The sequence below is a fragment of the Propioniciclava sinopodophylli genome, from assembly GCF_004324755.1.
GTDB classification, from domain to species: domain Bacteria; phylum Actinomycetota; class Actinomycetes; order Propionibacteriales; family Propionibacteriaceae; genus Propioniciclava; species Propioniciclava sinopodophylli.
The window spans coordinates 110,166-134,637 of the sequence record NZ_SDMQ01000007.1 but is presented as its reverse complement, the minus strand read 5'-3'; the positions used below and the strand labels follow the sequence as shown (position 1 = coordinate 134,637).

The following is a 24,472-nucleotide window of genomic DNA, read 5'->3' as shown; positions in this document are numbered from 1 at the left end:
GGTGCCCCCCTGTGCGGCTATCCTCGGGGGCATGGATGCACGCACGTCGGTTCCGCAGCCCGTCAACGAGCCCGTGCTCGGGTACGCCCCGGGGTCGCCCGAGCGTGCCGAGCTGGAGGCGCGCCTGGCCGAGCTGGCCGGGGACGCCCCGGTGCCGATCGACGCCGTGATCGGGGGCGAGCACCGCCCCGGCACGGGCGAGGACACCTTCGACGTGACCATGCCGTCCGACCACGCGCACGTGCTCGGCACCGTGCAGCAGGCCGGCGGTGCGGACGCCCGCGCGGCGATCGACGCGGCCCTGGCCGCGGCTCCGTCGTGGGCGGCGCTGCCGTTCGACGAGAAGGCCGCGATCTTCCTCCGGGCGGCCGACCTGATCGCGGGTCCGTACCGGGCGACGATGAACGCGGCGACGATGCTGGGGCAGGGCAAGACCGTGCAGCAGGCCGAGATCGACTCGGCGTGTGAGCTGGTCGACTTCCTGCGGTTCAACGTGGCCTACGCGCAGCAGATCATGTCCGAGCAGCCGGCCAACTCACCCGGCGTGTGGAACCGGATGGAGTACCGGCCTCTGGAAGGCTTCGTGTACGCCATCACGCCCTTCAACTTCACCGCGATCGCGGGCAACCTGCCGACCTCGGCGGCGCTGATGGGCAACCCGGTGCTGTGGAAGCCCGCCCTGACGCAGTCGTTCGCGGCGCACTTCTTCGCCGAGGTGCTCGAGAAGGCGGGCCTGCCCGCCGGCGTCATCAACATGCTGCCGGGTCACGGCAAGGAGATCTCCGACGTGGCGCTGGCCGACCCGCACCTGGCCGGCATCCACTTCACCGGCTCCACGCCGGTGTTCCAGGGCCTGTGGAAGCAGGTCGGCACCAACATCGCCGGCTACCGCGGCTACCCGCGCCTGGTGGGGGAGACCGGCGGCAAGGACTTCGTGCTGGCCCACCCGAGCGCCGACCCCGAGGCATTGGTCACTGCTCTGGTGCGCGGCGCGTTCGAGTACTCGGGCCAGAAGTGCTCGGCCGCCTCGCGCGCGTACATCCCGACGTCGATCTGGGCGCAGATCCGTGACGAGCTGGTCCGCCAGACCGAGGCGCTGGCCGTGGGCGACGTGCGCGACCTGGCCAACTTCACCTCGGCGGTCATCGACAAGCGCTCGTTCGACAAGCTCGCGAAGGTGATCGACGCCTGCCACGCCGACGAGACCATGGAGGTGATCGCGGGCGGCACCTACGACGACAGCACCGGCTGGTACGTGCGGCCCACTGTCGTCGTCGGCACAGACCCGCTCTCGGACATCTTCTGCACCGAGTACTTCGGGCCGATCCTGGGCGTCCACGTGTACGACGACGGCGACTTCGACGACGTCATCGGCCTGGTGGACACCGCCTCGCCGTACGCGCTGACCGGGTCGATCTTCGCCACCGACCGCGCCGTCGTGCAGCGGGCGCTCGACGGGCTGCGGTTCACCGCGGGCAACTTCTACATCAACGACAAGCCGACCGGCGCCGTGGTGGGCCAGCAGCCCTTCGGCGGCGCGCGCGCCTCGGGCACCAACGACAAGGCCGGTTCGATGTGGAACCTGATCCGCTGGGCCAGCCCGCGCGCGATCAAGGAGACCCTGGTGCCCCCGACCTCGACGGGCTACCCGCACATGCAGTGAACCCGGTTCCCCGAGCCTGCCGTGGCCTCGACAGGCTCAGCCGCCGGGTGGCTCAGCCGGCCGGGCGTGCGAGCCAGGCGCGCCCGATGCGAGCCTGGTCCTCGAGTGCCTCCAGGATGGCGGGGGCGGCCTCGCGTTCGACCCGGGCGCCGACCAGTGGCAGCCTCACGGTGAGTTCGCCGTCGTAGGTGACCTCGGTGCCGGACGCCGTGGGCGCCAGCAGGGTCGTGCCCGCCACGGTGACCGGCGTGCCGGGGACGGTCATGGTGAAGGTGCCTGCACGCGTCCCGCCGGGCCGGGCGGCGCCCCAGTCGACCTCCAGCAGGACGCGCAGGGTCGCCCCGACGAAGGCCCGCACGACGTCGGGGGCCTCGATCGTCGCCTCCACCGCCGTCCGGGACGCCGAGGCCGCGACGCGGGCGTCCGGTGAGCCCATCTCGGTGGCGGCGTGCCGCAGGAACGCCTCGTCGGTGAGCATGGCGAACACGTCGGCGGGCGGCGCCGGGAAATCATGACGGCTGGTGAGCTGCATGCCCCGATTATTCCGGTAGGAACCCCACTGCGCGCACAACATGGCCGGGCGAGCCTCCCCTCCGTCGGTGACGCCGGTTAGGCTGATGGTCACGCCAACGCGAAGGAGCGGAACGTCCATGGCACCCGATGGCTCGATGACCCAGTACCTCGCCGACGTCGCAGAGGCGCTCGACAGGATCGATCGTCCCGACCGTCCCGTACCGCCCGAGGCGTTCGTCGCCGCCTACCACGGCCAGGACGTGGTCGGCGTCGACGACGTGTCCCCGCTCACCCACGCGCCCCGCCTGGCCGACCTGCACCTGGCGCTCGGGCGCGTCCGTGCGCCGGGCGAGGACCTCATCGGCATCAAGACCCCGCAGGAGGGGGCCGACGGCTGGAGCGCCGGCGGGTCGACCGTGATCCAGGTCGTCACCGAGGACCGCCCCTACATCGTCGACACCGTCACGATGGACCTGACCGAGTTGGGCTGGACGGTGCGGAGCATCCGCCACCCCATCCTCGCCGTCACCCGTGACGCCGAGGGCGTCCTCACCGGCGTGGACGACGCGACCGGGCCCGGCACGCGCGAGTCGTGGCTGTCGGTCGAGGCCTACCCGCCCCTGGGCACCGCCGCCGACGAGCTGGGCGACGCCACCCGCGTCCTGCTGGCCGAGGGCCTGTCCGCCGCCCGGGCCGCGCACGACGACCTCGGCGCCCTGCGCATCCGGTTGGAGGAGGCGATCACCCACGTCGAGGAGTCGAACCAGCCGATCGACGAGGCGTGGGTGCGGCGCATAGCCGGCCTGCTGCGCTGGATGGACGAGGACCACTTCGAGCTGCTCGGCTACCGCGAGTACACCGTCTCCGGCGACCGGTTCACGGCGGTGCCGGGCACCGGCCTGGGCCTGCTGCGCGACGCCGGCGATGACCCTTTCCATGCCACCCAGATCACCCCCGACCCCGAGGTGATGGTCGTCACCAAGGATTCCCGGCGCTCGCCGGTGCACCGCTCGGGGAACCTCGACTACGTGGCCGTCCGCAGCTACACCCCGAAGGGGGAGTTGGTCGGGGAGCGCCGCTTCCTGGGCCTGTGGTCCTCGCGCGCCTACTCCGAGCCCGTCCTGTCCATCCCGCTGGTCAAGGACAAGGCCACGTGGGTGTGGGAGAAGCTCGGCCTCGACCCGGCCTCGCACAACGGCGAGCTGGCCCGCGAGGCCATGGCGTCGCTGCCGCGCGACAACTGGTTCGCCGACACCGTCGACGACCTCGTGGGCCTCGTCCGCCGCATCGCCGGCGTCCAGGACCAGCGGCACACCCGGCTCATCGTGCAGCGGGCACCGCACGGGCGGTTCTGGTCGTGCTTCGTCTACGTGCCCCGCGACCGCTACCGCACGGTCACGCGCGAGCGCATCACGAACCTGCTCCGCGAGCGCCTCGGCGGGGATTCCGTGGAGTTCCGCGCCCTGGTCAACGAGAGCCAGATGGCCCGGCTGCTGCTGATCGTCCGCCTGCCCGACGGCGTCGAGCCCGACGTCGACTGGGCGGGGCTGGAGGCCGAGGTGGCCCGCGCGTCCCGCAGCTGGGACGACGACTTCAACGACGTGGCCGACACCCTGCCCGCCGAGCAGCGTGGCGTGGAGTTCGGCGAGGCCTACGAGTCCGCCTACACCGCCAAGCAGGCGCTGGCCGACCTCAAGCTCGCCAACGAGCTCACCGGGCCCGACGACCTGCGCTTCGCCCTGTTCAAGCCGGACGCCGCCCTCGACGACGCCGACCTGCGCTTCAAGGTGATCACCCGCTCCACGATGTCGCTGTCTCGCGTCATGCCGCACCTGGACGCCCTGGGCGTCACCGTCATCGACGAGCGGCCGTTCATGTGGGACCTGCGCGGGGAGCCCGTGTGGGTTTACGACTTCGGGTTCAACCTGCCTCCCGGCCAGACGCTGGCCGACTGGGAGCTGCCCGACCGGGAGCGGTTCGCAGAAGCCTTCGCGGCGTCCTACACCGGGCTGGCCCACGCGGGGAAGCTCAACCGCCTCGTGATGACCGCCCAGCTCACCTGGGAGCAGGTGACGTGGCTGCGCGGCATCGCCCGCTACCTGCAGCAGGCCGGCATCCCCTACAGCCAGGTGTACGTGGCGGCCGCCCTCAACGCCAACCCCGACATCGCCGCGGCGATCGTGACCGCGTTCCAGACCCGCTTCGACCCGGGCGAGCACGGCACCATGGAGGCACGATCCGAGGACCTGGGCCACGAGGTCGCCGACATCCTCAACGCGTTGGACGCCGTCGAGAGCCTCGACCAGGACCGCATCCTGCGGATGTTCGTCTCGGTGCTGCTGGCGATCAAGCGCACCAACGCGTTCGCCGAGGACCGCCCGGCGCTCGCGTTCAAGATCGCGCCCGGCGAGCTGGACCTCCTGCCCGAGCCGCGCCCGGCCCACGAGATCTTCGTGTACAGCCCGCGCGTCCAGGGCGTGCACCTGCGCTACGGCAAGGTGGCCCGCGGCGGCCTGCGCTGGTCGGACCGCGCGGAGGACTTCCGCACCGAGGTGCTCGGCCTGGTCAAGGCGCAGATGGTCAAGAACACCGTCATCGTGCCGGTGGGCGCCAAGGGCGGCTTCGTGCCGCAGAACCTGCCCGACCCCCGCGTCGACCGGGCCGCCTGGCTGGCCGAGGGCGTCGCCTGCTACGAGATCTTCATCTCCTCGCTGCTGTCACTGACGGACAACCTGGTCGACGGCGAGGTCGTCCCGCCACCGGACGTCGTGCGTCACGACGAGGACGACACCTACCTGGTGGTGGCCGCCGACAAGGGCACGGCGTCCTTCTCCGACATCGCCAACCGCATCGCCCTCCAGCGCGGGTTCTGGCTCGGTGACGCGTTCGCCTCCGGCGGCTCGGTCGGGTACGACCACAAGGGCATGGGCATCACCGCCCGGGGGGCGTGGGAGTCGGTCAAGCGCCACTTCTACGAGCTGGGGATCGACTGCCAGGCTGAGGACTTCACCTGCGTGGGCATCGGCGACATGGCCGGCGACGTGTTCGGCAACGGCATGCTGCTGAGCCCGCACACCAAGCTGGTGGCGGCGTTCAACCACCAGCACGTCTTCCTCGATCCTGACCCGGACCCCGAGATGGCGTGGGCCGAGCGCAAGCGCCTGTTCGACCTGCCGCGCTCGTCGTGGGCCGACTACGACGAGGACCTCATCTCCGCCGGCGGCGGCGTCCACGCGCGGACGGCCAAGTCGATCACCGTCACCCCGCAGGTGCGGGAGGCGCTGGGGCTGGACGCCGGCGTCCGGGCTCTGACGCCCAACGAGATGATTCGGGCCATCCTGATGGCGCCGGTCGACTTGCTGTGGAACGGCGGCATCGGCACCTACGTCAAGGCGTCCACCGAGACACACGCGCAGGTGGGCGACAAGGCCAACGACGTGCTGCGGGTGGACGGGCGCGAAGTCCGGGCCAAGGTCGCCGGCGAGGGTGGCAACCTGGGCTGGACGCAGGCAGGCCGCATCGAGTTCGCCCAGAGCGGGGGGCGGGTCAACACCGACTTCATCGACAACTCCGCGGGCGTGGACACCTCCGACCACGAGGTCAACATCAAGGTGCTGCTGCAGCCCGAGGTCGCGGCCGGACGCCTCGGCGACGACGAGCGCGTGGAACTCCTCGCGTCGATGACCGACGAGGTCGCCCAGCTGGTGCTGGCCCACAACGTCGACCAGAACCGCGCCCTGTCGACCGAGCAGGCCCAGCACGGCATGGCCGCCGCGCACGAGGACTGGATGCGGTCGCTGGAGGGCATCGGGCTGCTGGACCGAGCGCTGGAGTCGCTCCCGGGCCGCGAGGAGATGGCGACCCGCATCGCCCAGGGCGGGGCGCTCACCCGGCCCGAGCTGGCCTCGCTGCTGGCGTGGACGAAGATCCACCTCGAGAAGCTCGTCGTGGACTCGGAGCTGCCCGAGGACCCGTACCTGGCCGACCGGCTCGTCACGTACTTCCCCAAGCCGCTGCGCGCCGAGGGCTATGAGGACGCGGTGGCCGCCCACCCGCTGAGGCGCGAGATCGTGACGATGGTCACCGTCAACCGCTTCGTGAACTCCCAGGGCATCACGGCCTACAGCCGGTTGGCGAGCGAGACGTCCTCGACGATCACCGCGATCATCCGCGCCCAGCTTGCGGCGCGCACGATCTTCGGCGTGGCCCGGCACGAGCTGGCCCTCCCGGGGCTCGGCATCCCCGCCGAAGTGGAGCTGCGCATCCGCGTGGCGCTGCTGCAGATGGTGGAGCGTGCGACGCGCTGGCTGCTGCACAACCGCCGGGGCGACCTCGACATCAAGGGGGAGGCGGCCGCCTTCACCGACCCGGTCGCCGAGGTGAGCGCCGACTTCGGGCGGTACGCCACGCCGCTGCAGGCCGAGCGCGTCGACGGCGTCGCCGAGGCGCTCATCGAGGCGGGCGTCCCTGGGGAGCTCGCGCGGACGACCGCGGTGGCGCCGTACCTGCACCTGGCGCTGTCGATCGTGGACCTGTCCACCCGACTGGGGCGTCCGCTCGCGACGGTCGAGCAGGCGTACTTCGGGCTGGCGGCCCGCCTGGGCCTGGACCAGCTGATCGACCGGGTCAACGAGCTGCCGCGCACGAGCAAGTGGGAGACGATGGCGCGCGCCGCGCTCCGTGACGACCTCACCAAGCTGCACTCCGACCTGGTCGCCGGCGTTTTGGAGGCGTCGCCGGACGAGGAGGACGGCGAGGCCGCGCTGGCGGCGTGGGTGGACGCCCGCGGCGGTCTGGGGCACGAGGCGTCCCAGCTGGAGGAGATCACGGGCGAGGAGACGTCGCTCGCCCGCATGTCGGTCGCTCTGCGCACCATCCGCGCGTTGCTGGTCTGAGCTGTGGGCACCCCGGCCGCCCGTTCGGCCGGGGTGCCGCCGCGCGCCGGAGCTCCGCGTCCGGTTGAATGGTGGGGTGCGCATCGACCTCCACACCCACACGCTGGTCTCCGACGGCACCGACACGCCCACCCAACTGGTGCGCAAGGCGGCCAAGGCCGGCCTGGACGTGATCGGGCTCACCGACCACGACACGTTCGACGGGCTCCGCGAGGCCAAGCTGGCCGCCCAGGACGTGGGCGTCGAGGTGCTCGCGGGCATGGAGTTCTCGACCGAGAAGGACGGGGTGTCCGTCCACGTCGTCGCCTACGGCTGCGACCCCCACGACGAGGAGCTTCTCAACGAGCTGGCCCGCGTCCGGGTGGGCCGCTCCGACCGAGTCCCGGGCATGGTGGCGCGCCTCACCGAGCTCGGCATGCCGCTGACGGTCGACGACGTCCTCGCGCAGGCGTCCGGCACGTCGCTGGGACGCCCGCACATCGCCGACGCGATGGTCGCCCGGGGCTATGTCGCGAGCCGGGACGACGCCTTCCGGCACTGGCTGCACGAGGGCGGCCCCGCCTACGTCGACCGGTACTCGACCGAACTCACGCGCGCGATTGAGCTGATCCGGCGTGCGCGTGGCGTCGCCGTCCTGGCGCACCCGTGGGGACGCGGCCGGCGCGCCGACCTGCCCGAGTCCTACCTCACCGAGCTGGCCTACGAGCACCGCCTCGACGGTGTCGAGGTGGACCACCCCGACCACGACGAACAGACCCGCGCCGAGCTGCGCGCCGTGGCGTCCCGGCTGGGCCTGCTGACGACCGGTTCGTCGGACCACCACGGCCTGGGCAAGACCCGCAACCCGCTGGGCGCGGGGCTCACGCCGCCCGAGGTGTACGCCGAGATCGTGGACCGCATCCGCGCGCGTGGCGGGCGTCCGTGACCCCGTCCGCAGCGCGATAGGATGCGGGGCATGGAGCAGAGGGTCTGGTGGCGGCCGTAACGACGGCCCCGACACCGACCCACCACACGGCCGTCCCACGGGCGGCCGTTTTGCGTGCCGTGGGCGCGACGACGAGAAGGAGAATTCCATGACCGAGCCGGTCACCGCGAACGAGGCCGACGCCGAGGCCGCCGACGCCCTGGCCGCGTCCACGTCGGAGGCGTCCCTGCGGCGCTCCGAGGAGCGCAGCCGGGCGATCGAGGACCAGATCGCGAAGGACCCCTCAGTCTTCCGCATGCTCACCGGCGACCGCCCGACCGGCCACCTGCACATCGGCCACTACTTCGGCTCGATCCTGAACCGCGTGCGGCTGCAGGACGCCGGCGTCGAGACGCTCGTGCTCATCGCCGACTACCAGGTGATCACCGACCGCGACGGCACCGGCCCCATCCGGGAGCGCGTCCACTCGCTGGTCACCGACTACCTGTCGGTGGGCATCGACCCGGCCCGCACCACGATCTTCACCCATTCCGCGATCCCTGCGCTGAACCAGCTGATGCTGCCGTTCCTGTCGCTGGTCTCGGACTCGGAGCTGTACCGCAACCCCACCGTGAAGGCCGAGCACGACGCCACCGGCGGACGCCCCATGTCGGGCCTCCTGCTCACCTACCCGGTGCACCAGGCCGCCGACATCCTCTTCTGCAAGGCCAACCTCGTGCCCGTCGGCAAGGACCAGCTGCCGCACCTGGAGCAGACCCGCGTGGTCGCCCGCCGATTCGACGAGCGCTACGGGCGCGTCGACCCCCATGAGCCGGTGTTCCCGCAAGCCGAGGCGCTGCTGTCGTCCGGGTCGCTGATCCTGGGCATGGACGGCACCAAGATGTCCAAGTCGAAGGGCAACACCATCGAGCTGCGGATGACCGCCGACGAGACCGCCAAGGTCATCAAGCGCGCCGTCACCGACTCCGACCGCTTCATCACCTTCGACCCCGTCAACCGCCCCGAGGTCTCCAACCTGCTCACGCTGGCCGGGCTGTGCGCGGACCGCGACCCCGCCGAGATCGCCGCCGAGATCGGCGACGGCGGTGGTGGTGGCCTGAAGAAGTACCTCACCGAGGCTCTGAACGAGAAGTTGGCGCCCGTCCGGGCCCGCCGCCTCGAGCTCGAGGCCGACCCGGGCCACATCGAGGCGGTGCTCCGCGAGGGCAACCAGCGCGCGAACGCCATCGCCGACGCGACGCTGGCCGAGGTCCGCGAGGCAATGGGCATGGTGTATTGATGGCCGCCGCCACGCAGCGGGCCGCGCAGGACGCCACCTGGCTGATCTCCCGCAGCACCGGACGCCGCGGCTTCTGGGGCCTGGTCGGCGTCCTCGTCTTCGGCTGGGCTGGCGTGGCCGCGATCATCGGCTTCGTCAAGGCGCCCCACGTCGACTCCGGCGTGCTGGTGATGATCGCCCTGCCGTTCCTGGTGATGGCGGTCGTGCTGGCGCTCGAGGGGCTGGGCCAGGGCCTGGTCCGCGTCGACGAACAGGGTTACCGCACCATCCTCGGGCGCCGACGCGCGTGGTCAGACGTGCTGGGCGTCGGCACCGGCCAGCTGGAGGGACAGACCGTCCCCGTGGTGGCTGTGCGCAGCTCGGCCGGCGTCCCTGAGCAGGACTCCTTCGCCGGGTTCGCCGAGTCGGACGCCGCCACGCTCATCGACGCATTCCTGGCCCGGGTGGACCCGGCCGGGTTCTCGTCGGTCGCGCTCCCGGAGTCGTACTGGGCCGCCGTCGAGGCCGAGGCCGACCGTGCGGCGTCCGTGGTGCGGGCCGAGGGCGGGCGCGAGCCGCTCTCCCGCGACAGGGTCGAGTTCGGCTTCCCTGGTCTGCCCAGCGCCATCCGCCTCGACTACGGCACCAACGACGCCGGCGAGGGCGTGGAGCTGCTGGTGCGTGAGTCCACCGAGCTGGCACTCGTGGCGTCCGGACGCCGCTGGCTGCGGCAGAACCGCAAGCGCTCGGCCGACCCGGCCACCCAGGTGGCGGCGTTGTTCGGCCCGCACACCACCACGGCCAAGCCCTCGAAGGGCGCTGGCTTCGACCGCCTCGTCGTGCGCCCCGAGGGCGGGCGCCCGCTCGCCTTCAACGCCGAGGAGCCCGACCGCTTCGACGGCTGAGGCACCTTCCTCGGCAGATGGGTGCTGGGGCGCTAGATTGCCGCCATGGCTGAACAGAACAGCGGCGCGTCACGGCGTCCCGAGCCGCCGGCGGTGGCGGGCGAGGCGGAAACCCTCCTCGGATTCCTGGAGTTCCTCCGCGCGACGTTCGCCTGGAAGACCGACGGGCTGGACGACGAGCAACTGCGCGCCACGCTGGCCCCCAGCAGCATGACGCTGGGCGGTCTGCTCAACCACCTTGCCTTCGTCGAGGACTACTGGTTGAGCCTCAACGTCGCCCGCGTCGCGCCGATCGAGCCCTTCGCCTCGGCCGACTGGGACGCCGACCCCGACTACGACTGGACCAGCGCCGCCACCTCAACCGGGGCCGAGCTACGCGGCCGGTGGGAGGAGTGCGTCGAGCGCTCGCGCGTGATCGTGGCCGAGGCCATCGCCGACGAGGGCGCCGCCGCCCTGGACCTGACGGTGACGCGCTGGGGGAGCGACGAGCAGCTCACGCTCCGCTGGATCCTCGTGCACATGGTCGAGGAATACGCCCGCCACTGCGGGCACGCCGACCTGCTGCGTGAGTCGATCGACGGGCTGGTGGGGGAGTGACCCCGGGGCGTCCGCGCCCCGAAGCCACGTCGGTGTCGGCGTCGACGCCACCCCCGTCGACCCCGTGCGTCGGGCGTCAGGCGTCGCCGACCGGCGTCTCGGACGCCGCGGGTGCGCCATCCTCGCCCCGGCCGCGTCCACGGCGGCGACGACGGCGGGGCTGGCCCTCGCCGGCGGGCTGCTCCGCGGCGTCCGGGCCGGTGGCCCCGGCAGGAGCCGGGGTCGTGGCCGGGGCGTCCTGGCTGACGGGCTCGCCGTTGTGCAGGCGGCGACGGGTGCGCTCGCGGTGCGGGCGCTCCTCACGCGGCTTGCGCGGGGGGCGCGGCGCCTCCTCGCGCGGCTTGGGGTCGCGCAGGCGGCCCTTGGTGCCGGCGGGGATGTGCAGGTCCTCCAGCAGGTGCGGGCTCGTCGAGTAGGTCTCCGGCGGCTCGGGGTGGTCGAGGTCGAGGGTCTTGTTGATGACCTTCCAGCGGGTCACGTCCTGCCAGTCGACGAACGTGACGGCGACACCCTTGGCGCCGGCGCGGCCCGTGCGGCCGATGCGGTGGACGTAGGCCTTTTCGTCGTCGGGGCACTCGTAGTTGATGACGTGCGTGATGTCGGAGACGTCGATGCCGCGGGCGGCGACGTCGGTGGCGACGAGAACCTTGACGCGGTCCTCGCGGAACTTCGTCAGGGCCTTCTCGCGCAGCACCTGCGACAGGTCGCCGTGGATGCTCGTGGCGGAGAAGCCGCGCTCCTCGAGGTCGTCGGCCAGCCGCTGCGCGGCGCGCTTGGTGCGGGTGAAGACCATCACCTTCCCGGCGTGGTCGGCCTGGATGATGCGGGCGACGATCTCCGGCTTGTCGAGGTCGTGGGCCTGGTAGACGAACTGGGTCGTGTTCGGCACGGTCATCTCGGCGTCGTGCGCCTCGGCGCGGATGTTGACCGGCTGTGTCAGGTGGCTGCGCGACAGCCCCATGATCGCCGACGGCATCGTCGCGGAGAACAGCAACGTCTGCCGCGAGGCGGGCGTCCGGGAGATGAGGCGCTCCACGTCGGGCAGGAAGCCCAGGTCGAGCATCTCGTCAGCCTCGTCGAGGACGAGGACCTTGACGTGGGAGAGGTCGAGGCTGCGGCGGTTGGCCAGGTCGAGCAGGCGCCCGGGGGTGCCGACGACGACGTCGACGCCGCGCTCCAAGGCCTCCAGTTGCGGCTCGTAGCCGACGCCGCCGTACACGGTGAGGACGCGGGCCTTGCGGACCTGCGAGGCGTCCTCGAGGTCGCCGGTGATCTGGAGGGCGAGCTCGCGGGTGGGGGTCATGACCAGGGCCTGCGGCTTGCCGGGGAACTCCAGGGCCTCATACCCCGGGTCGGTCGGGACGACGACGCGCTCCAGCAGGCTGATGCCGAAGGCCAGCGTCTTGCCGGTGCCCGTGCGGGCCTGGCCGATCATGTCGGTGCCGCTCATCGCGATCGGCAGGCTCATGGCCTGGATCGGGAACGGGTGGGTGATGCCCTTGCGGGCCAGCGACTCCACGATCTCGGGGCGGACGCCCAGGTCGGCGAACGTCGGCTTCGTGGTGGTCTCGTTGGTGGTGTCGTCAACCTGCACGGGCAGGGTCGTGGTCTCGGTCAGGGTCGTGCCTCACTACTTTCCGGCCGCGAGGCCGGGCAACGTTACCCGCTGCGAAAGGCGCGACGCGCGTGGGTGCGCTCAGGCGGCGGGGACGCACATGAGCCGTGCGTACCCGCCCATCGTAGCGCTCAGCTGTTGAGCGCGCCGAAACCGACGGGGCGGGCGTTCTCCACCCCGAGGTCGACGTAGGCGACCTGCGCCGCCGGGATGAGCACCTTGCGGCCCTTGTCATCGGCCAGCGTGAACACGCCGTTGCCGGCGATCGCGTCGCCGAGGGAGGCCTCGAGCTCTGCCGCCGTCGCGTTGGTCTCGACGGCGACCTCGCGCGCCACGTTGCGGATGCCGACCTTGACTTCCATTCCTGACCCCTCGTCTCTTTGCCTGAGTGTGCGTCCGTCACCCTACCTGCGGCGGCAACACCCCTCGCCGTCCGGCCAGCAGCGGCTCGAACAGGTCGCCGTGCTCGGTGACCCGGGCGAGAACGTCGGCGGAGGTGAACCGCAGCGGGGCGCCGGCGGTGGCCTCCTCGACCTCCTGCCACCGCAGGGGGGTGGACGCCGTGGGCTCGCCCTTGGCGCGCAACGAGTAGGGGGTGACGGTCGTGCGGCCCGGCAGGTTCTGGTTGACGTCGATGAGGATCTTCCCGGCCCGGGCGACCTTCGCGATCTCGGTCACGAACAGGGCGGGGTGCAGCTGGACGAGGCGCTCGCCTAACCCGCGCACCCACTCCAGCACCGGCCGGACGGGGGTGGGCTCCAGCGGCACGTACAGCTGCAGGCCTTTCGAGCCCGAGGTCTTGGCGTGGGCCACGAGACCGGCGTCCCCGAGCTCGCCGGCGATGAGCAGCCCGGCGGTGGCGATCAGCGGCATCTCGACGCCCGGCCCGGGGTCGAGGTCGATGACCAGCTGGTCGACGGGCAGCGCGTCGTCGATCGTCGTCTCGTCGCTGTCGGGCGCGACACGCCACTGGTGCGTGTGAAGCTCGAGCGCGGCCAGGTTGGCCAGCCAGATGAGCGTGGGGGTGTCGTCGACGATGGGGAAGACGATGTCCTCGCTCGATCCGACGACGTGGTGGGTGCGGACCCACTCCGGCGTGCCAGCCGGCACGTTCTTCTCGAAGAAGCTCGGCTTGTCGGTGCCGTTGGGGAAGCGGATGCGGGTGACGGGTCGTCCGGCGAGGTGAGGCAGCATCACGGGCGCGATCGCGTGGTAGTAGGCGATGACCTCGCCCTTGGTGAACCCGTTGGGGTAGAGCACCTTGTCGAGGTTGGAGAGCTTGAGCGTCCGCCCCTCCACCTCGGCCATCACGTCCGCCATGACCGAAACCGTACCCGCCGACGGTCCCCGCGCGGAGAGTGTCGGTGGGGTGTGCTGGGATGGGGGACATGCGAAACGTGGTGGCCGACGCGACGGGGCCGGTGCTCGTGCTGGGCGCCGCCGGCACCGGCAAGACGACCCTTGTGGCGGACGCCGTGGCCGCGCGCATCGCGTCCGGCGCCGCGCCCGCGCTGGTCTTCGCGGCGACCCGGCAGGCGGCGTCGGAGCTGCGCGACGCCATCGTGCGACGCGCAGGGCGCACCACGCTGGCGCCGCAGGTGATGACCATCCACGCCTTCTGCCTTGCGCTGCTGCGCCGCTGGGCCGACGCGGAGGACGCGCTGCCCACCCTGCTCACCGCCCCCGAGCAGGAATTCCGCATCCGGGAGCTGCTGCGCGGGTGGCGCGGCTCCTGGCCTGCCGAGCTGGAGGCGGCCGTCGGCACCCGCGCCTTCGCCCAGCAGGTGCGCGCCGTGCTCGCCCGCGCCCGGCAGCTCGGTCTCGACCCCGACCAGGTGGCGGATGCCGGTGCCGCGGCCGGGGAGCCCGGCTGGGTGGCGCTGGGGGAGTTCCTCGCCGAGTACCTCGACGTGCTCGACGCCGAGGGCGCGCTCGACTACGCCGAGCTGGTGCACCGCGCCCGCATCCTGCTGGGGCGTCCCGAGGTGGCGGACTCCGTGCGCCGGCAGTTCGGCGCGGTGTACGTCGACGACTGGTGCGAGCTCGACCCGGCCCAGATCGCGCTCGTGCGCGGCCTGGTGCCCGACGGCATCCCCGTCGTCGCGCTGGCCGACCCCGACACCTCCATCTACCGCTTCCGTGGCGCCCACCCGCGCGCCTCGGCCGAGTTCGTCCGGCTGTTCACGACGCCGGCCGGTGCCCCCGAGGTGGCGGTGCTCGACACCGCCTGGGGGCAGGGGGTCACCCAGGCCGAGGCGCTGGCGTCCGTCGCACGCCGGCTGGGCGCCCCGGCGGTCGACGCGGGGGCCGCGCAGGCCTACCGGGCCCCGCGCCCCACGGGGCAGGGCCGCGTCCAGGCGTGCACGTTCGCCGACGGGGCCACCCAGGCGCGCCACATCGCCGGCGAGCTGCGGGCTGCCCACCTCGATGACGGCGTGCCGTGGGGCGAGATGGCCGTGCTCGTGCGCTCGGGGCGGCGGCAGATCCCGCCGCTGGCGCGGGCGCTGGCCGATGCGGGCATCCCCGTGGAGGTCGCCGGCGACGAGATCGGCCTGGCCTCCGAGCTGGCGGTCCGCCCGCTCCTGCTGGCCCTCGACGTCGCCGGTCGCGGGGGCGTCCCGGACGCCGATGAGGCCCACCGCCTGCTGCTGTCGGGCTGGGGCGGCTTCGACGCCGTCTCGATCCGCACGCTGGGGCGGCTGCTGCGCGGGGCGGACGCCGAGGTCGGCGGCACCCCGGCGCCCACGCTGGTCGCCGAGGCGCTCGCGGGGCTCCGCCCCGTGCCCGAGGGCGTCGACGACCTGGCCGACCGGCGCGACCTGCTGGCCGTGGCCGCCGCCCGGGTGACCGCCGGCGCCCGCCCCGACGAGGTCCTGTGGGAGCTGTGGGCCGGCACCGACTGGCCGGCCCGCCTGCGCGCCGAGGCCCTGCGCCCCGGAGACGGCGCCGCACGCGCCAACCGCGACCTGGACGCCATCGTGGCGTTGTTCCAGCTGGCCCATGAGTCGGCGGCACCCGGGGGCGCCGACGGCGTCCGGTGGTTTCTCGCCGAGGTCGCCCAGCAACAGATCCCGGCTGACAGCCAGCGGGAGTCGGCGGTCGCGGGCCGGGGCGTCCGCGTGCTGACGGCGCACCGGGCCAAGGGCCGGCACTGGGCGTTCACCGTGGTCGCGGGTGTCCAGGAGGGCGTGTGGCCCGACGTCCGCCGCCGTGGATCGGTGTTCGACGCCCAGCGGCTGTCCTCGGCCGGGCTGGGCGAGGGGGTCGTAACCCGCGAGCTGGTCGCCAGCGAGCGCCGGCTGTTCCTCCTCGCTTGCTCGCGGGCCCAGGGGCGCCTGCTCGTCACCGCGGTCGAGGGCACCGAGGGGGAGGACGACCGCCCCTCGCGCTTCCTCACCGAGTTGGGCGTGCCCGTGCGCCACGTCGTCGACCCGCCCGTGCGGCTGCACACCCTACGGGCGCTGGTGGCCGAGCTGCGCCGGGTGGCGCAGGACGCGGAGGCCGCCCCCGGCCTGCGCGAGGCCGCCGCCGCGCGGCTGGCCCGCCTCGCCGACGCCACCGACGCCGACGGCCGCCCGCTGGCGCCCGACGCCGACCCGGCCCGCTGGTGGGGCCTGCTCGCGCCCACGAGCCTGACCTCCCCGCCCCGCGGCGAGGTGGTGCGCCTCAGTCCCAGCCAGCTGGAGGGCGTCCTCACCTGCCCGCGGCGGTACTTCCTCAACCGCGAGGTGAAGGCAGAGCCCCCGCGCAGCTCGACGACCATCCTGGGGTCGGTCATGCACGCGGTCGCCGAACGGGCGGCCAGCGGCGAGCTGACGTACGCGACGGCGTCCGAGCTGCTGGACGCGGTGTGGGCCGACATCCCGTTCCCCGCGGCGTGGCTGTCCGCGTCCGAGCGCGCCGAGGCGGATGCGGCCGTGGAACGGTTCGTCGCCTGGCAGTCGGGCCACGAGCACGCTGACGTGGTGGGCGTCGAGGTGCCGTTCGAGGCCGCGATCGAGGTCGACGGCGAGGTGGTCGTGCTGGCCGGCAGCGTAGACCGGCTCGAACGGACGCCCACCGGCGACCTGCGCGTCGTCGACTTCAAGACCGGGCGCTCGCTGCCGACGCAGGCCGAGGCGGCGGCGTCCGTGCAGCTGGGCGTCTACCAGCTGGCCATCGAGGCCGGGGGGTTCGAGCAGCACGCGCCGGGCGCGCACTCGGCCGGGGCGAGCCTGGTCTACCTGCGCCACGACGCGACGCCGGGCTGGCCCAAGGACTACCGCCAGCCCTCTCTGGCCGAGAAGCCTCACCTCAGCGACGACCCCGACGAGCTCGCCCACCCGACCTGGGTCCATCACCAGGTCGCGCAGGCGCGGCGCGTGCTGGCCGAGGGTTCGTTCGACGCGCGCCCCGGCGGGCACTGCCAGTGGTGCCCCGTCCGGTCGAGCTGCCCGGCGCGCAGCGGGCAGGTGGTCTGACATGGCCCGGTTCACCGACCCCCGCCAGGTCTCGGACGCCCTGGGCATCCCGTTCTCCGACCAGCAGCTGACGGCGATCACCGCACCGCTCGCGCCCGGCGTGATCATCGCCGGCGCCGGCTCCGGCAAGACGACCGTGATGGCCGCCCGCGTGGTCTGGCTCGTGGGCACCGGGCAGGTGCGCCCCGAGCAGGTACTGGGGCTCACGTTCACCCGCAAGGCGGCCGCCGAGCTCAGCGTGCGCGTGCGGGACGCCCTCGCCCGCGCCGGCGTGGTCGACACCGACGGCTTCGACGACGCCGGCGAGCAGCTGATCATGACCTACGACGCGTTCGCCGCCCGGCTGGTCGCCGACCACGGCCTGCGCATCGGCGTCGAGGGTGACGCGCGGATGCTGACCGGCGCCGCCCGCTTCCGTATCGCCTCGCGGGTGGTCGCCGCCGCGCCGGGCCCGTTCCACCAGCTGGCCCGCCTGCGCCCCGAGTCGGTCACCGACAAGGTGCTCGCCCTCGACGGCGACCTGGCCTCGCACCTCGTGGCCACCGACGCGGTCGTCGCGCACACCGTTGAGTTCCTGTCCGAGGTCGAGCAGTCGCCGCGCTCGCGCACCAAGGACCTCTACGCCTCGCTGAAGAAGGCCGCCGCCGCGGCCGCCGAACGGGTCGAGGTCGCCGGCCTCGTCGACGGCTACCAGCGGCTCAAGCGCGAGCTGGGGGCGGTTGAGTTCGCCGACCAGATGGGCGTCGCCGCCGAACTCGCCCGCACCGTCCCGTCGGTCGGTGCGCTCCTGCGCGAGCAGTTCGCCGTGGTGCTCCTGGACGAGTACCAGGACACCTCCAGCGCGCAGGCCGAGCTGCTGCGCGCCCTGTTCTCGGGACCGGACGCCGGAGCGGGCCGTGGCCACCCCGTCACGGCCGTGGGCGACCCGTGCCAAGCCATCTACGGGTGGCGCGGCGCGGCGGCGGCCAACATCATCACGTTCGCCGAACAGTTCCCCAACACAGACGGCAGCCCGGCCACCCCGTACGCCCTCACGGTCAACCGCCGCTCGGGCCAGCAGATCCTGGACGCGGCCAACGCGCTCTCCGGGCCGCTGCGCGCCGACGAGGAGCTGCAGTGGGACGGCATCGACACCGACCTCGTCGCGCCCAAGGGCACGCCGCCGGGCGACATCCGGGTCGCCACCTTCGACACGTGGCCCGGTGAGGTCGCGTGGGTCGCCGACGACATCGCCGCCGCCCACGACTCCGGGCGGGCGCGCTCCTGGTCCGACATCGCGGTGCTGGCGCGCCGAAACGCCCACATCCGTCCCCTGTACGCCGAGCTGGCCGCCCGGGGCATCCCCGTCGAGATCGTGGGGTTGGACGGACTGCTGGCGGTGCCCGAGGTGGCCGACGTGGTCGCGGTCCTGCGGGTGCTGGGCGACGCGACCGCCAACCCCGACCTCGTGCGCGTCCTCACCGGCCCACGCTGGGCCATCGGGCCGGCCGACCTGGCCACGCTCGGACGCCGTGCGCGCGAGCTCGCCGGCGAGACGCGCTCGGAGGAGGTCTCGGCCGCCGAGGAGATCACCCGCATCATCGACACCACCGAGGCCGCGCACGCGCCCAGCCTGGCCGAGGCGCTCGCAGACCCCGGCGACGGCCCCTACACCGCCGAGGGGCGCCGCCGGCTGGGCGCCTGCGCCGCCGAGCTGGCCGCCCTGCGCCCCCACGCGGGCGGGCCGGTCAACGACCTGATCCGCCGCGTCGTGACCATGCTCGGGCTGGAGGTCGAGCTGGCACTGCGGGGCCCGGGGGGCACGCGCCAGCTGGACGCCTTCGTGGCGCAGGTCGCCGGCTACTCCGACGTCGACGGTGACGGGTCGCTGACCGGCCTGCTGGCGTGGCTGGCCGCCGAGGAGGACCGCGGGGTGGGCCTGGAGCAGGCCGTGCCGGCGGCGTCCGACTCGGTCAAGCTGCTCACGATCCACAAGTCGAAGGGCCTGGAATGGGAGCACGTCTACCTGCCGGCGCTGGCCGACAAGGTGTTCCCGTCCGACCGCATCCAGGGCAACTGGCTCAGCGCCTCGGCCGTGCTGCCGGCCGACCTGCGCGGCGACGCCGCCAACGTGCCCCAGCTCACCGACGTGACCGATCCGGCGACCAAGCAGTACGCCGAGGCGCTCAAGGCCGAGGCCCGGCGCGGCGACGACCGGCTCGCCTACGTGGCGGTCACTCGGGCGCGCCAGCACCTCGTGTCCACCACACACGCCTGGAGCGACCTCAAGAAGCCGCGCACGCCCTCGCCCTACCTGCGCACCCTGGAGCGGTTCGCCGCCGAGGTGCACGCCGAAGAGGTCTCGGCGGAGAACCCGCTGCTGGGCCACGACAGCGGGTTCCCGTGGCCGGCGCCCGGCGACGCAGCCGCCCGCGAACGGCGCCGGGAGGCGGCCACCGCCGTCACCCGAGCTCGGGAGGGCGCCCCGGTCGCGGACGGCGCGGGCCTGCTGCTGGACGAGGAGGCCACCGTCGCGTCCTGGGACGCCGCGGCCGACCAGCTGCTGGCCGAGGCCGCCCTCCGGCGCGCCGACGCGGCCCTGGCGCTGCCGCCCTACCTGTCCGCGACCGCGCTGATCGCGCTGGAGTCCGACGCCGAGGGCTACCTCGCCGGCCTGGCCCGGCCGATGCCCGCACCGCCCCGGCGCGCCGCGCGCGTGGGAGAGCTCTTCCACGCGTGGCTGGAGCGCCGGTTCACCGCCGCGCCCACGCTGCTCGCCGAGCCGGACGAGGAGGTGCGAACCGACGCGGGGCTGGCCGCGCTCGTCGAGGCGTTCGAGTCCGGGCCGTTCGCCGACCGGACGCCCTACGCCACCGAGGTGCCGTTCTCGCTGTTCCTCGCCGGCCAGGTCGTCCGCGGGCGCATCGACGCGGTGTTCACCGACGCCGGGCGCACCGAGGTGGTGGACTGGAAGACAGGCCGCGGGCGCCCCAATCCGCTCCAGCTCGCCGTCTACCGGCTGGCGTGGGCCGAACTGCAGGGCATCGGGGTCGCCGACGTGGATGCCGCGTTCGTGGACGTGCTCACCGGGCAGGTCGTCCGGCCCACCGGGCTGCCGGGCCGGCACGCCTTGGAGCGGATGGTGGGCAGGCTCGCCCCGGGTCGCTAGGTTGGGCCCATGGAACCGTGGGTGTCGAACAGCAGGCTCGACCGGGCCCCCGACGGGCGCCTCGACGAGGCCTGGGTTGCGGGGTTGTGGACGCACCCGGGGGCCAAGGTGATCGGCGTCGACGACCGCTCGAACGTGTCGTCCGACCCCACTGGCCACGAGCTGCGCTGGATCCGCCCCGGCGGCGACTACGACGCCGAGCACCACTACCTGGTCGGCGTGGTCGACGGCGAGCCGTGGTTCGCCGTGGCCGCCACGCCCGAGGGGCCCTCGGCCTCGCTGCGCCAGCTCGGCGGCGTCCTGCCCGAGACCGAGGCCGACATCGCCACCACCGCGGTCGCGCTGGTCAACTGGCACCGGGTCGCGCCCTACTGCGGCCGGTGCGGCACGCTCACGCAGGTGCGCGAGGGTGGCCACATGCGCTGGTGCAGCGGCTGCGAGCGCCAGCGTTTCCCGCGCACCGATCCGGCCGTGATCGTCGCGATCCTCGATGACCGCGGGCGCCTGCTGCTCGGCCACCACGCCGGCTGGGAGCCCACGCGCGTCTCGATCCTGGCCGGCTTCGTGGAGGCAGGCGAGTCGCTGGAGGCGGCCGTCCACCGCGAGATTCGCGAGGAGTCCGGCCTGGAGCTGTCCGCGCTGCGCTACGTCGGCAGCCAGCCGTGGCCGTTCCCGCGCTCCCTGATGCTCGGGTTCGTGGCGCGGGCGATCGGCGCCGAGGTCGCCGTGGACGGCGCCGAGATCGAGTGGGCGAACTTCTACACACCTGCCGAGCTGGAGAGCCTCGTGGACGCCGGCGAGCTGACGCTCCCGATGCGTTCCTCGATCGCCTCCCGCATCATCACCGCGTGGCGTGAGGGCCGACTGGACGCCTGAGGCGCCCGGGGCGGCGTATGCTGGCCCGCCCGCACCCACAGCGAGACCCGAGGGGGAGCCATGGCCCACACCGCAGACGGTCACGACGTCATCCGTGTCCGGGGGGCGCGGGTCAACAACCTGCGCGACGTCGACCTCGACATCCCCAAGCGCCGCCTGACGGTGTTCACCGGCGTGTCCGGCTCGGGCAAGAGCTCGCTGGTGTTCGACACCATCGCCGCCGAGAGCCAGCGCCTGATCAACGAGACCTACCCGGCCTTCGTTCAGGGCTTCATGCCCACCCTCGACCGCCCCGATGTCGACCACCTCGACGGACTGACCACCGCCATCGTGGTCGGGCAGGAGCGCCTGACACCCAACATCCGCTCGACCGTCGGCACCGTGACGGACGCCAACGCCCTGCTCCGCATCCTGTTCAGCAAGCTGGCCACCCCGCACATCGGGTCGCCGCAGGCCTTCTCGTTCAACGTGCCCTCGGTCACCGGCGGGGGAGCCGTGAAGGTCGACAAGGGGGTCGGCGCCGCCAAGGTCGTCAAGGAGTTCAAGGTCGTGGGCGGCATGTGCCCGCGCTGCGAGGGCACCGGCGCCATCTCCGACGTCGACGTCGACGAGCTGTACGACGCCAGCAAGTCGCTCAGCCAGGGCCCGTTCAAGATCCCCGGCTACTCGATGGACGGCTGGTACGGACGCATCTTCGCCGGGTCCGGGTTCTTCGACGTCGACAAGCCCATCGCCGACTACACCAAGCGCGAGCTGCACGACCTGCTCCACAAGGAGCCGACCAAGATCAAGGTCGAGGGCATCAACCTGACCTACGAGGGCCTGATCCCCAAGATCTCCAAGTCGATGCTCAGCAAGGACCCCGAGGCGATGCAGCCCCACGTGCGGGCGTTCGTGGAGCGCGCGGTCGTGTTCGGCACCTGCCCCGATTGCGACGGCACCCGCCTGGCCGAGGGGGCGCGTCGCGCCAAGCTGGGCGGTATCTCGATCGCGGACGCCTGCGCGATGCAGGTCAGCGACCTGGCCGTCTGGGTGCGGGGGCTGGATGCCCCGTCCGCCGGCCCGCTGCTGGACAACCTGCAGGCGCTGCTGGACTCGTTCGTCGGCATCGGCCTGGGCTACCTGAGCCTGGCCCGGCCGTCTGGGTCGTTGTCGGGTGGTGAGGCGCAGCGGTTGAAGATGATCCGCCACCTGGGGTCGTCGCTGACCGACGTGAGCTACGTGTTCGACGAGCCCACGGTCGGGCTGCACCCCCACGACATCCAGCGGATGAACGAGCTGCTGCTCCAACTGCGCGACAAGGGCAACACGGTGCTCGTCGTCGAGCACAAGCCCGAGGTGATGGCCATCGCCGACCATGTCGTCGACATCGGCCCGCGGGCGGGCTCGCACGGCGGCGAGGTCGTCTACGAGGGCGACCTGGCCGGGCTGAGGGCGTCCGGCACCCTGACCGGACGCCACCTCGACGACCGCGCCCAGCTGAAGGGGGAGGTCCGGACGCCCACCGGCGTCCTCGAGATCCGCGGGGCGTCCACCAACAACCTGGCCGACGTGGACGTGGACGTGCCCACCGGCGTCCTCGTCGTGGTGACCGGGGTGGCGGGGTCGGGGAAGAGCTCGCTGATCCACGGGGCCCTGGGCAAGCGCGAGGGCGTGGTGACGGTCGACCAGGCAGCGATCAAGGGGTCGCGCCGCTCGAACCCGGCCACCTACACCGGGCTGCTCGAGCCGATCCGCAAAGCGTTCGCCAAGGCCAACGGCGTGAAGCCCGCGTTGTTCAGCGCGAACTCCGAGGGCGCGTGCCCGACGTGCAATGGCGCGGGGCAGGTGTTCACCGAGTTGGGCTTCATGGAGACCGTCGCGAGCACCTGCGAGGAGTGCGAAGGCAAGGGCTTTCAGTCGGCGGTCCTGGGGTACAAGCTGGGCGGACGCGACATCCGCGCCGTGCTGGACATGCCGGTGGACGAGGCGCTGGCCTTCTTCGCCGACGGTGAGGCCAAGCTGCCGGCGGCGCACAAGATCCTCGCCCGCCTGGCCGACGTCGGACTCGGCTACGTGCACATCGGGCAGCCGCTGAACACCCTGTCGGGCGGCGAGCGGCAGCGGTTGAAGCTGGCCACACACATGGCGAGCGAGGGCGGCACCTACATCCTCGACGAGCCGACCTCCGGCCTCCACCTGGCCGACGTCGAGCAGTTGCTCGGCCTGCTGGACCGGCTTGTCGAGTCCGGCAAGGACGTCATCGTGATCGAGCACCACCAGGCCGTGATGGCCCACGCTGACTGGATCATCGACCTCGGCCCCGGCGCCGGCCACGACGGCGGACGCGTGGTGTTCGAGGGCACCCCCGCCCAGCTGGTGGCCGACCGCACCACCCTCACCGCCCGGCACCTCGCCACCTACGTGGGCGCCTGACCGCCCCCTGCGCCGAGAGCCCCGGGTTTGTGCGCCGAGAGCCCCTGGTTTGTGCGCCGAGAGCCCTTCGAGGCTCGCTTGGCTCGCACCTCAAGGGCCCGGGGACAAGCCCTCGGCGGTGTGAAGGCAAGCCCTCGGCGGTGTGAAGGCAAGCCCTCGGCGGTGTACGGCGCCGCGGCGCGCGAACGTGGGAGGCTGGGGGCGTGGCACAGGGACACCGGTACGTGGCGCTGCTCCGTGGGATCGCGCCGAGCGGGAAGAACATGTCCAACGCGCACTTGCGCGGGGCGATCGTCCGGGCCGCCGGGTCGATGGGGTCGCTGGCCGCAACGGACCCCTTCCCGGGGCTCACCCACGGCAAGGGCACCTACCTGACCGCCACGTTCGTCAAGGACGCGGCGTCCGTCGCGAACCCGCCACCGGAACCGCCCCAGCTCCATCTCACGGACGTCGTCGGCTTCGACCGGGCGCACGGCGTCCTGCTCACGGTGACCGACAACTCCGAACCCGGGCGGACCGGGGGATTCATGGCGTGGCTGGAACGGGCCTACGGGAAAGCGACGACCACGCGCAGTTGGCCCACCGTGCAGCGCCTCGCCGCACGGCTGTCCGACTGACGTCAGGCGCGGGCGAGGAGGCCGCGGCGGCGCAAAGCCTCGTTGCTTCGCTCGGTGACGAGGGCCTCGAGGACCGCGAGCGCGTCCTCCTCGGTGGTGTCGACGGAGAGGGCCACCTCGGCGACCAACGGCTGGGCGCCCTCGGTCAGCATCTCCTTCTCGGCCATGGAGAGCCCGCGCTCCTCCCGGCGGCGGATCAGGTCGCGGACGACCGCAGCGATGCGCAGGGGGTCACCGGTCGCGATCTCGATGCGCTGGCCCTTCACACGGCGGGACCACTGGTTCTCGGCGGGCGGGGAGTCGGCGCACAGGACGGCGGTCAGCTCGGCGATCTGGGCGGGGCAGGCCACCTTCCGGATGCCCACGTCGGCGAGGCTGGCCAGGGGCACGCTCACGGACATCGCGGTGGCCAGCACCTCGAGGTCGACGTAGTCGATCACCCGCCCCTTCAAGATCCGGCTGGCGAAGCCGCGCACGGTGGCGGGCCCATGGTGGGGGTGGATAACGGTCTGACCGATGGTGAACTGCACCGATTTCCTCTCACGTCGTCGTTCGATTGACATCCATTGTATCGAACAAACCGCG

16 protein-coding genes are annotated in these 24,472 nt (G+C 72.7%); 11 read left to right on the top strand and 5 right to left on the bottom strand.

All coding sequences use genetic code 11. The annotated features are described in order from the left end of the window. Window positions 1-31 precede the first annotated feature (31 nt). Window positions 32-1,663, top strand: a complete 1,632-nt coding sequence (gene pruA, locus ET989_RS08470) for an L-glutamate gamma-semialdehyde dehydrogenase (RefSeq protein WP_131168108.1) — start codon at window positions 32-34, stop codon at window positions 1,661-1,663. A gap of 52 nt (window positions 1,664-1,715) precedes the next feature. Here the strand turns inward: pruA and ET989_RS08465 are convergent, their stop codons facing one another. Beyond that, window positions 1,716-2,195, bottom strand: a complete 480-nt coding sequence (locus tag ET989_RS08465; RefSeq protein ID WP_165490096.1) for a DUF2505 domain-containing protein — start codon at window positions 2,193-2,195, stop codon at window positions 1,716-1,718. A 118-nt stretch (window positions 2,196-2,313) separates the two neighbouring features. On the opposite strand from ET989_RS08465, the gene ET989_RS08460 reads away from it, so the two are divergent. The 5 genes from ET989_RS08460 to ET989_RS08440 all read left to right on the top strand — a co-directional run bounded on the left by ET989_RS08460 (window position 2,314) and on the right by ET989_RS08440 (window position 10,756). Then, window positions 2,314-7,071 carry an NAD-glutamate dehydrogenase gene (locus ET989_RS08460; protein WP_131168106.1) on the top strand — a complete coding sequence of 1,586 codons (4,758 nt, stop codon included), beginning with the start codon at window positions 2,314-2,316 and terminating at the stop codon, window positions 7,069-7,071. A 76-nt stretch (window positions 7,072-7,147) separates the two neighbouring features. After that, window positions 7,148-7,996: a PHP domain-containing protein gene (locus tag ET989_RS08455; protein WP_131168105.1), complete on the top strand. Its 849-nt coding sequence runs from the start codon at window positions 7,148-7,150 to the stop codon at window positions 7,994-7,996. 148 nt (window positions 7,997-8,144) lie between these two features. Beyond that, window positions 8,145-9,275 (top strand): tryptophan--tRNA ligase, encoded by a 1,131-nt coding sequence (trpS, locus tag ET989_RS08450; protein ID WP_131168104.1) that lies wholly within the window; start codon window positions 8,145-8,147, stop codon window positions 9,273-9,275. Continuing rightward, complete coding sequence (locus ET989_RS08445; RefSeq protein ID WP_131168103.1) at window positions 9,275-10,159, top strand: hypothetical protein; 885 nt, start codon at window positions 9,275-9,277, stop codon at window positions 10,157-10,159. Before trpS ends, ET989_RS08445 begins: the two co-directional genes overlap by 1 nt. Window positions 10,160-10,204: 45 nt before the next feature. Next, a complete protein-coding gene (locus ET989_RS08440; protein WP_131168102.1) occupies window positions 10,205-10,756 on the top strand; it encodes a DinB family protein in 552 nt (183 codons plus the stop codon). A gap of 76 nt (window positions 10,757-10,832) precedes the next feature. Here the strand turns inward: ET989_RS08440 and ET989_RS08435 are convergent, their stop codons facing one another. From ET989_RS08435 to ligD, 3 genes are all read right to left on the bottom strand, one after another. Further along, the gene (locus ET989_RS08435) at window positions 10,833-12,350 is read right to left on the bottom strand and encodes a DEAD/DEAH box helicase (protein ID WP_338324534.1); all 1,518 of its coding nucleotides are present in this window, start codon (window positions 12,348-12,350) and stop codon (window positions 10,833-10,835) included. 152 nt (window positions 12,351-12,502) lie between these two features. Further along, a complete protein-coding gene (locus ET989_RS08430) occupies window positions 12,503-12,733 on the bottom strand; it encodes a DUF3107 domain-containing protein (RefSeq protein WP_131168100.1) in 231 nt (76 codons plus the stop codon). 37 nt (window positions 12,734-12,770) lie between these two features. Further along, a complete protein-coding gene (gene ligD, locus ET989_RS08425; RefSeq protein WP_131168099.1) occupies window positions 12,771-13,691 on the bottom strand; it encodes a non-homologous end-joining DNA ligase in 921 nt (306 codons plus the stop codon). A 68-nt stretch (window positions 13,692-13,759) separates the two neighbouring features. Here ligD and ET989_RS08420 point away from each other — a divergent pair, with 68 nt between their 5' ends. The 5 genes from ET989_RS08420 (at window position 13,760) to ET989_RS08400 (ending at window position 23,887) form a co-directional block, all read left to right on the top strand. Continuing rightward, window positions 13,760-16,831 carry an ATP-dependent helicase gene (locus tag ET989_RS08420; protein ID WP_165490095.1) on the top strand — a complete coding sequence of 1,024 codons (3,072 nt, stop codon included), beginning with the start codon at window positions 13,760-13,762 and terminating at the stop codon, window positions 16,829-16,831. A gap of 1 nt (window position 16,832) precedes the next feature. After that, window positions 16,833-19,979 carry an ATP-dependent DNA helicase gene (locus ET989_RS08415; protein WP_131168097.1) on the top strand — a complete coding sequence of 1,049 codons (3,147 nt, stop codon included), beginning with the start codon at window positions 16,833-16,835 and terminating at the stop codon, window positions 19,977-19,979. Between the two features lie 9 nt (window positions 19,980-19,988). Then, window positions 19,989-20,855, top strand: a complete 867-nt coding sequence (nudC, locus tag ET989_RS08410; protein ID WP_131168096.1) for an NAD(+) diphosphatase — start codon at window positions 19,989-19,991, stop codon at window positions 20,853-20,855. A 60-nt stretch (window positions 20,856-20,915) separates the two neighbouring features. Next, the gene (locus ET989_RS08405; protein ID WP_131168095.1) at window positions 20,916-23,270 is read left to right on the top strand and encodes an ATP-binding cassette domain-containing protein; all 2,355 of its coding nucleotides are present in this window, start codon (window positions 20,916-20,918) and stop codon (window positions 23,268-23,270) included. A gap of 203 nt (window positions 23,271-23,473) precedes the next feature. Further along, entirely contained in the window at window positions 23,474-23,887 is a 414-nt protein-coding gene (locus ET989_RS08400) for a hypothetical protein (RefSeq protein ID WP_206662277.1), read from the top strand. Between the two features lie 2 nt (window positions 23,888-23,889). On the opposite strand, the gene ET989_RS08395 is transcribed toward ET989_RS08400, so the two are convergent. Next, a complete protein-coding gene (locus tag ET989_RS08395) occupies window positions 23,890-24,417 on the bottom strand; it encodes a CarD family transcriptional regulator (protein WP_165490094.1) in 528 nt (175 codons plus the stop codon). Window positions 24,418-24,472 lie beyond the last annotated feature (55 nt).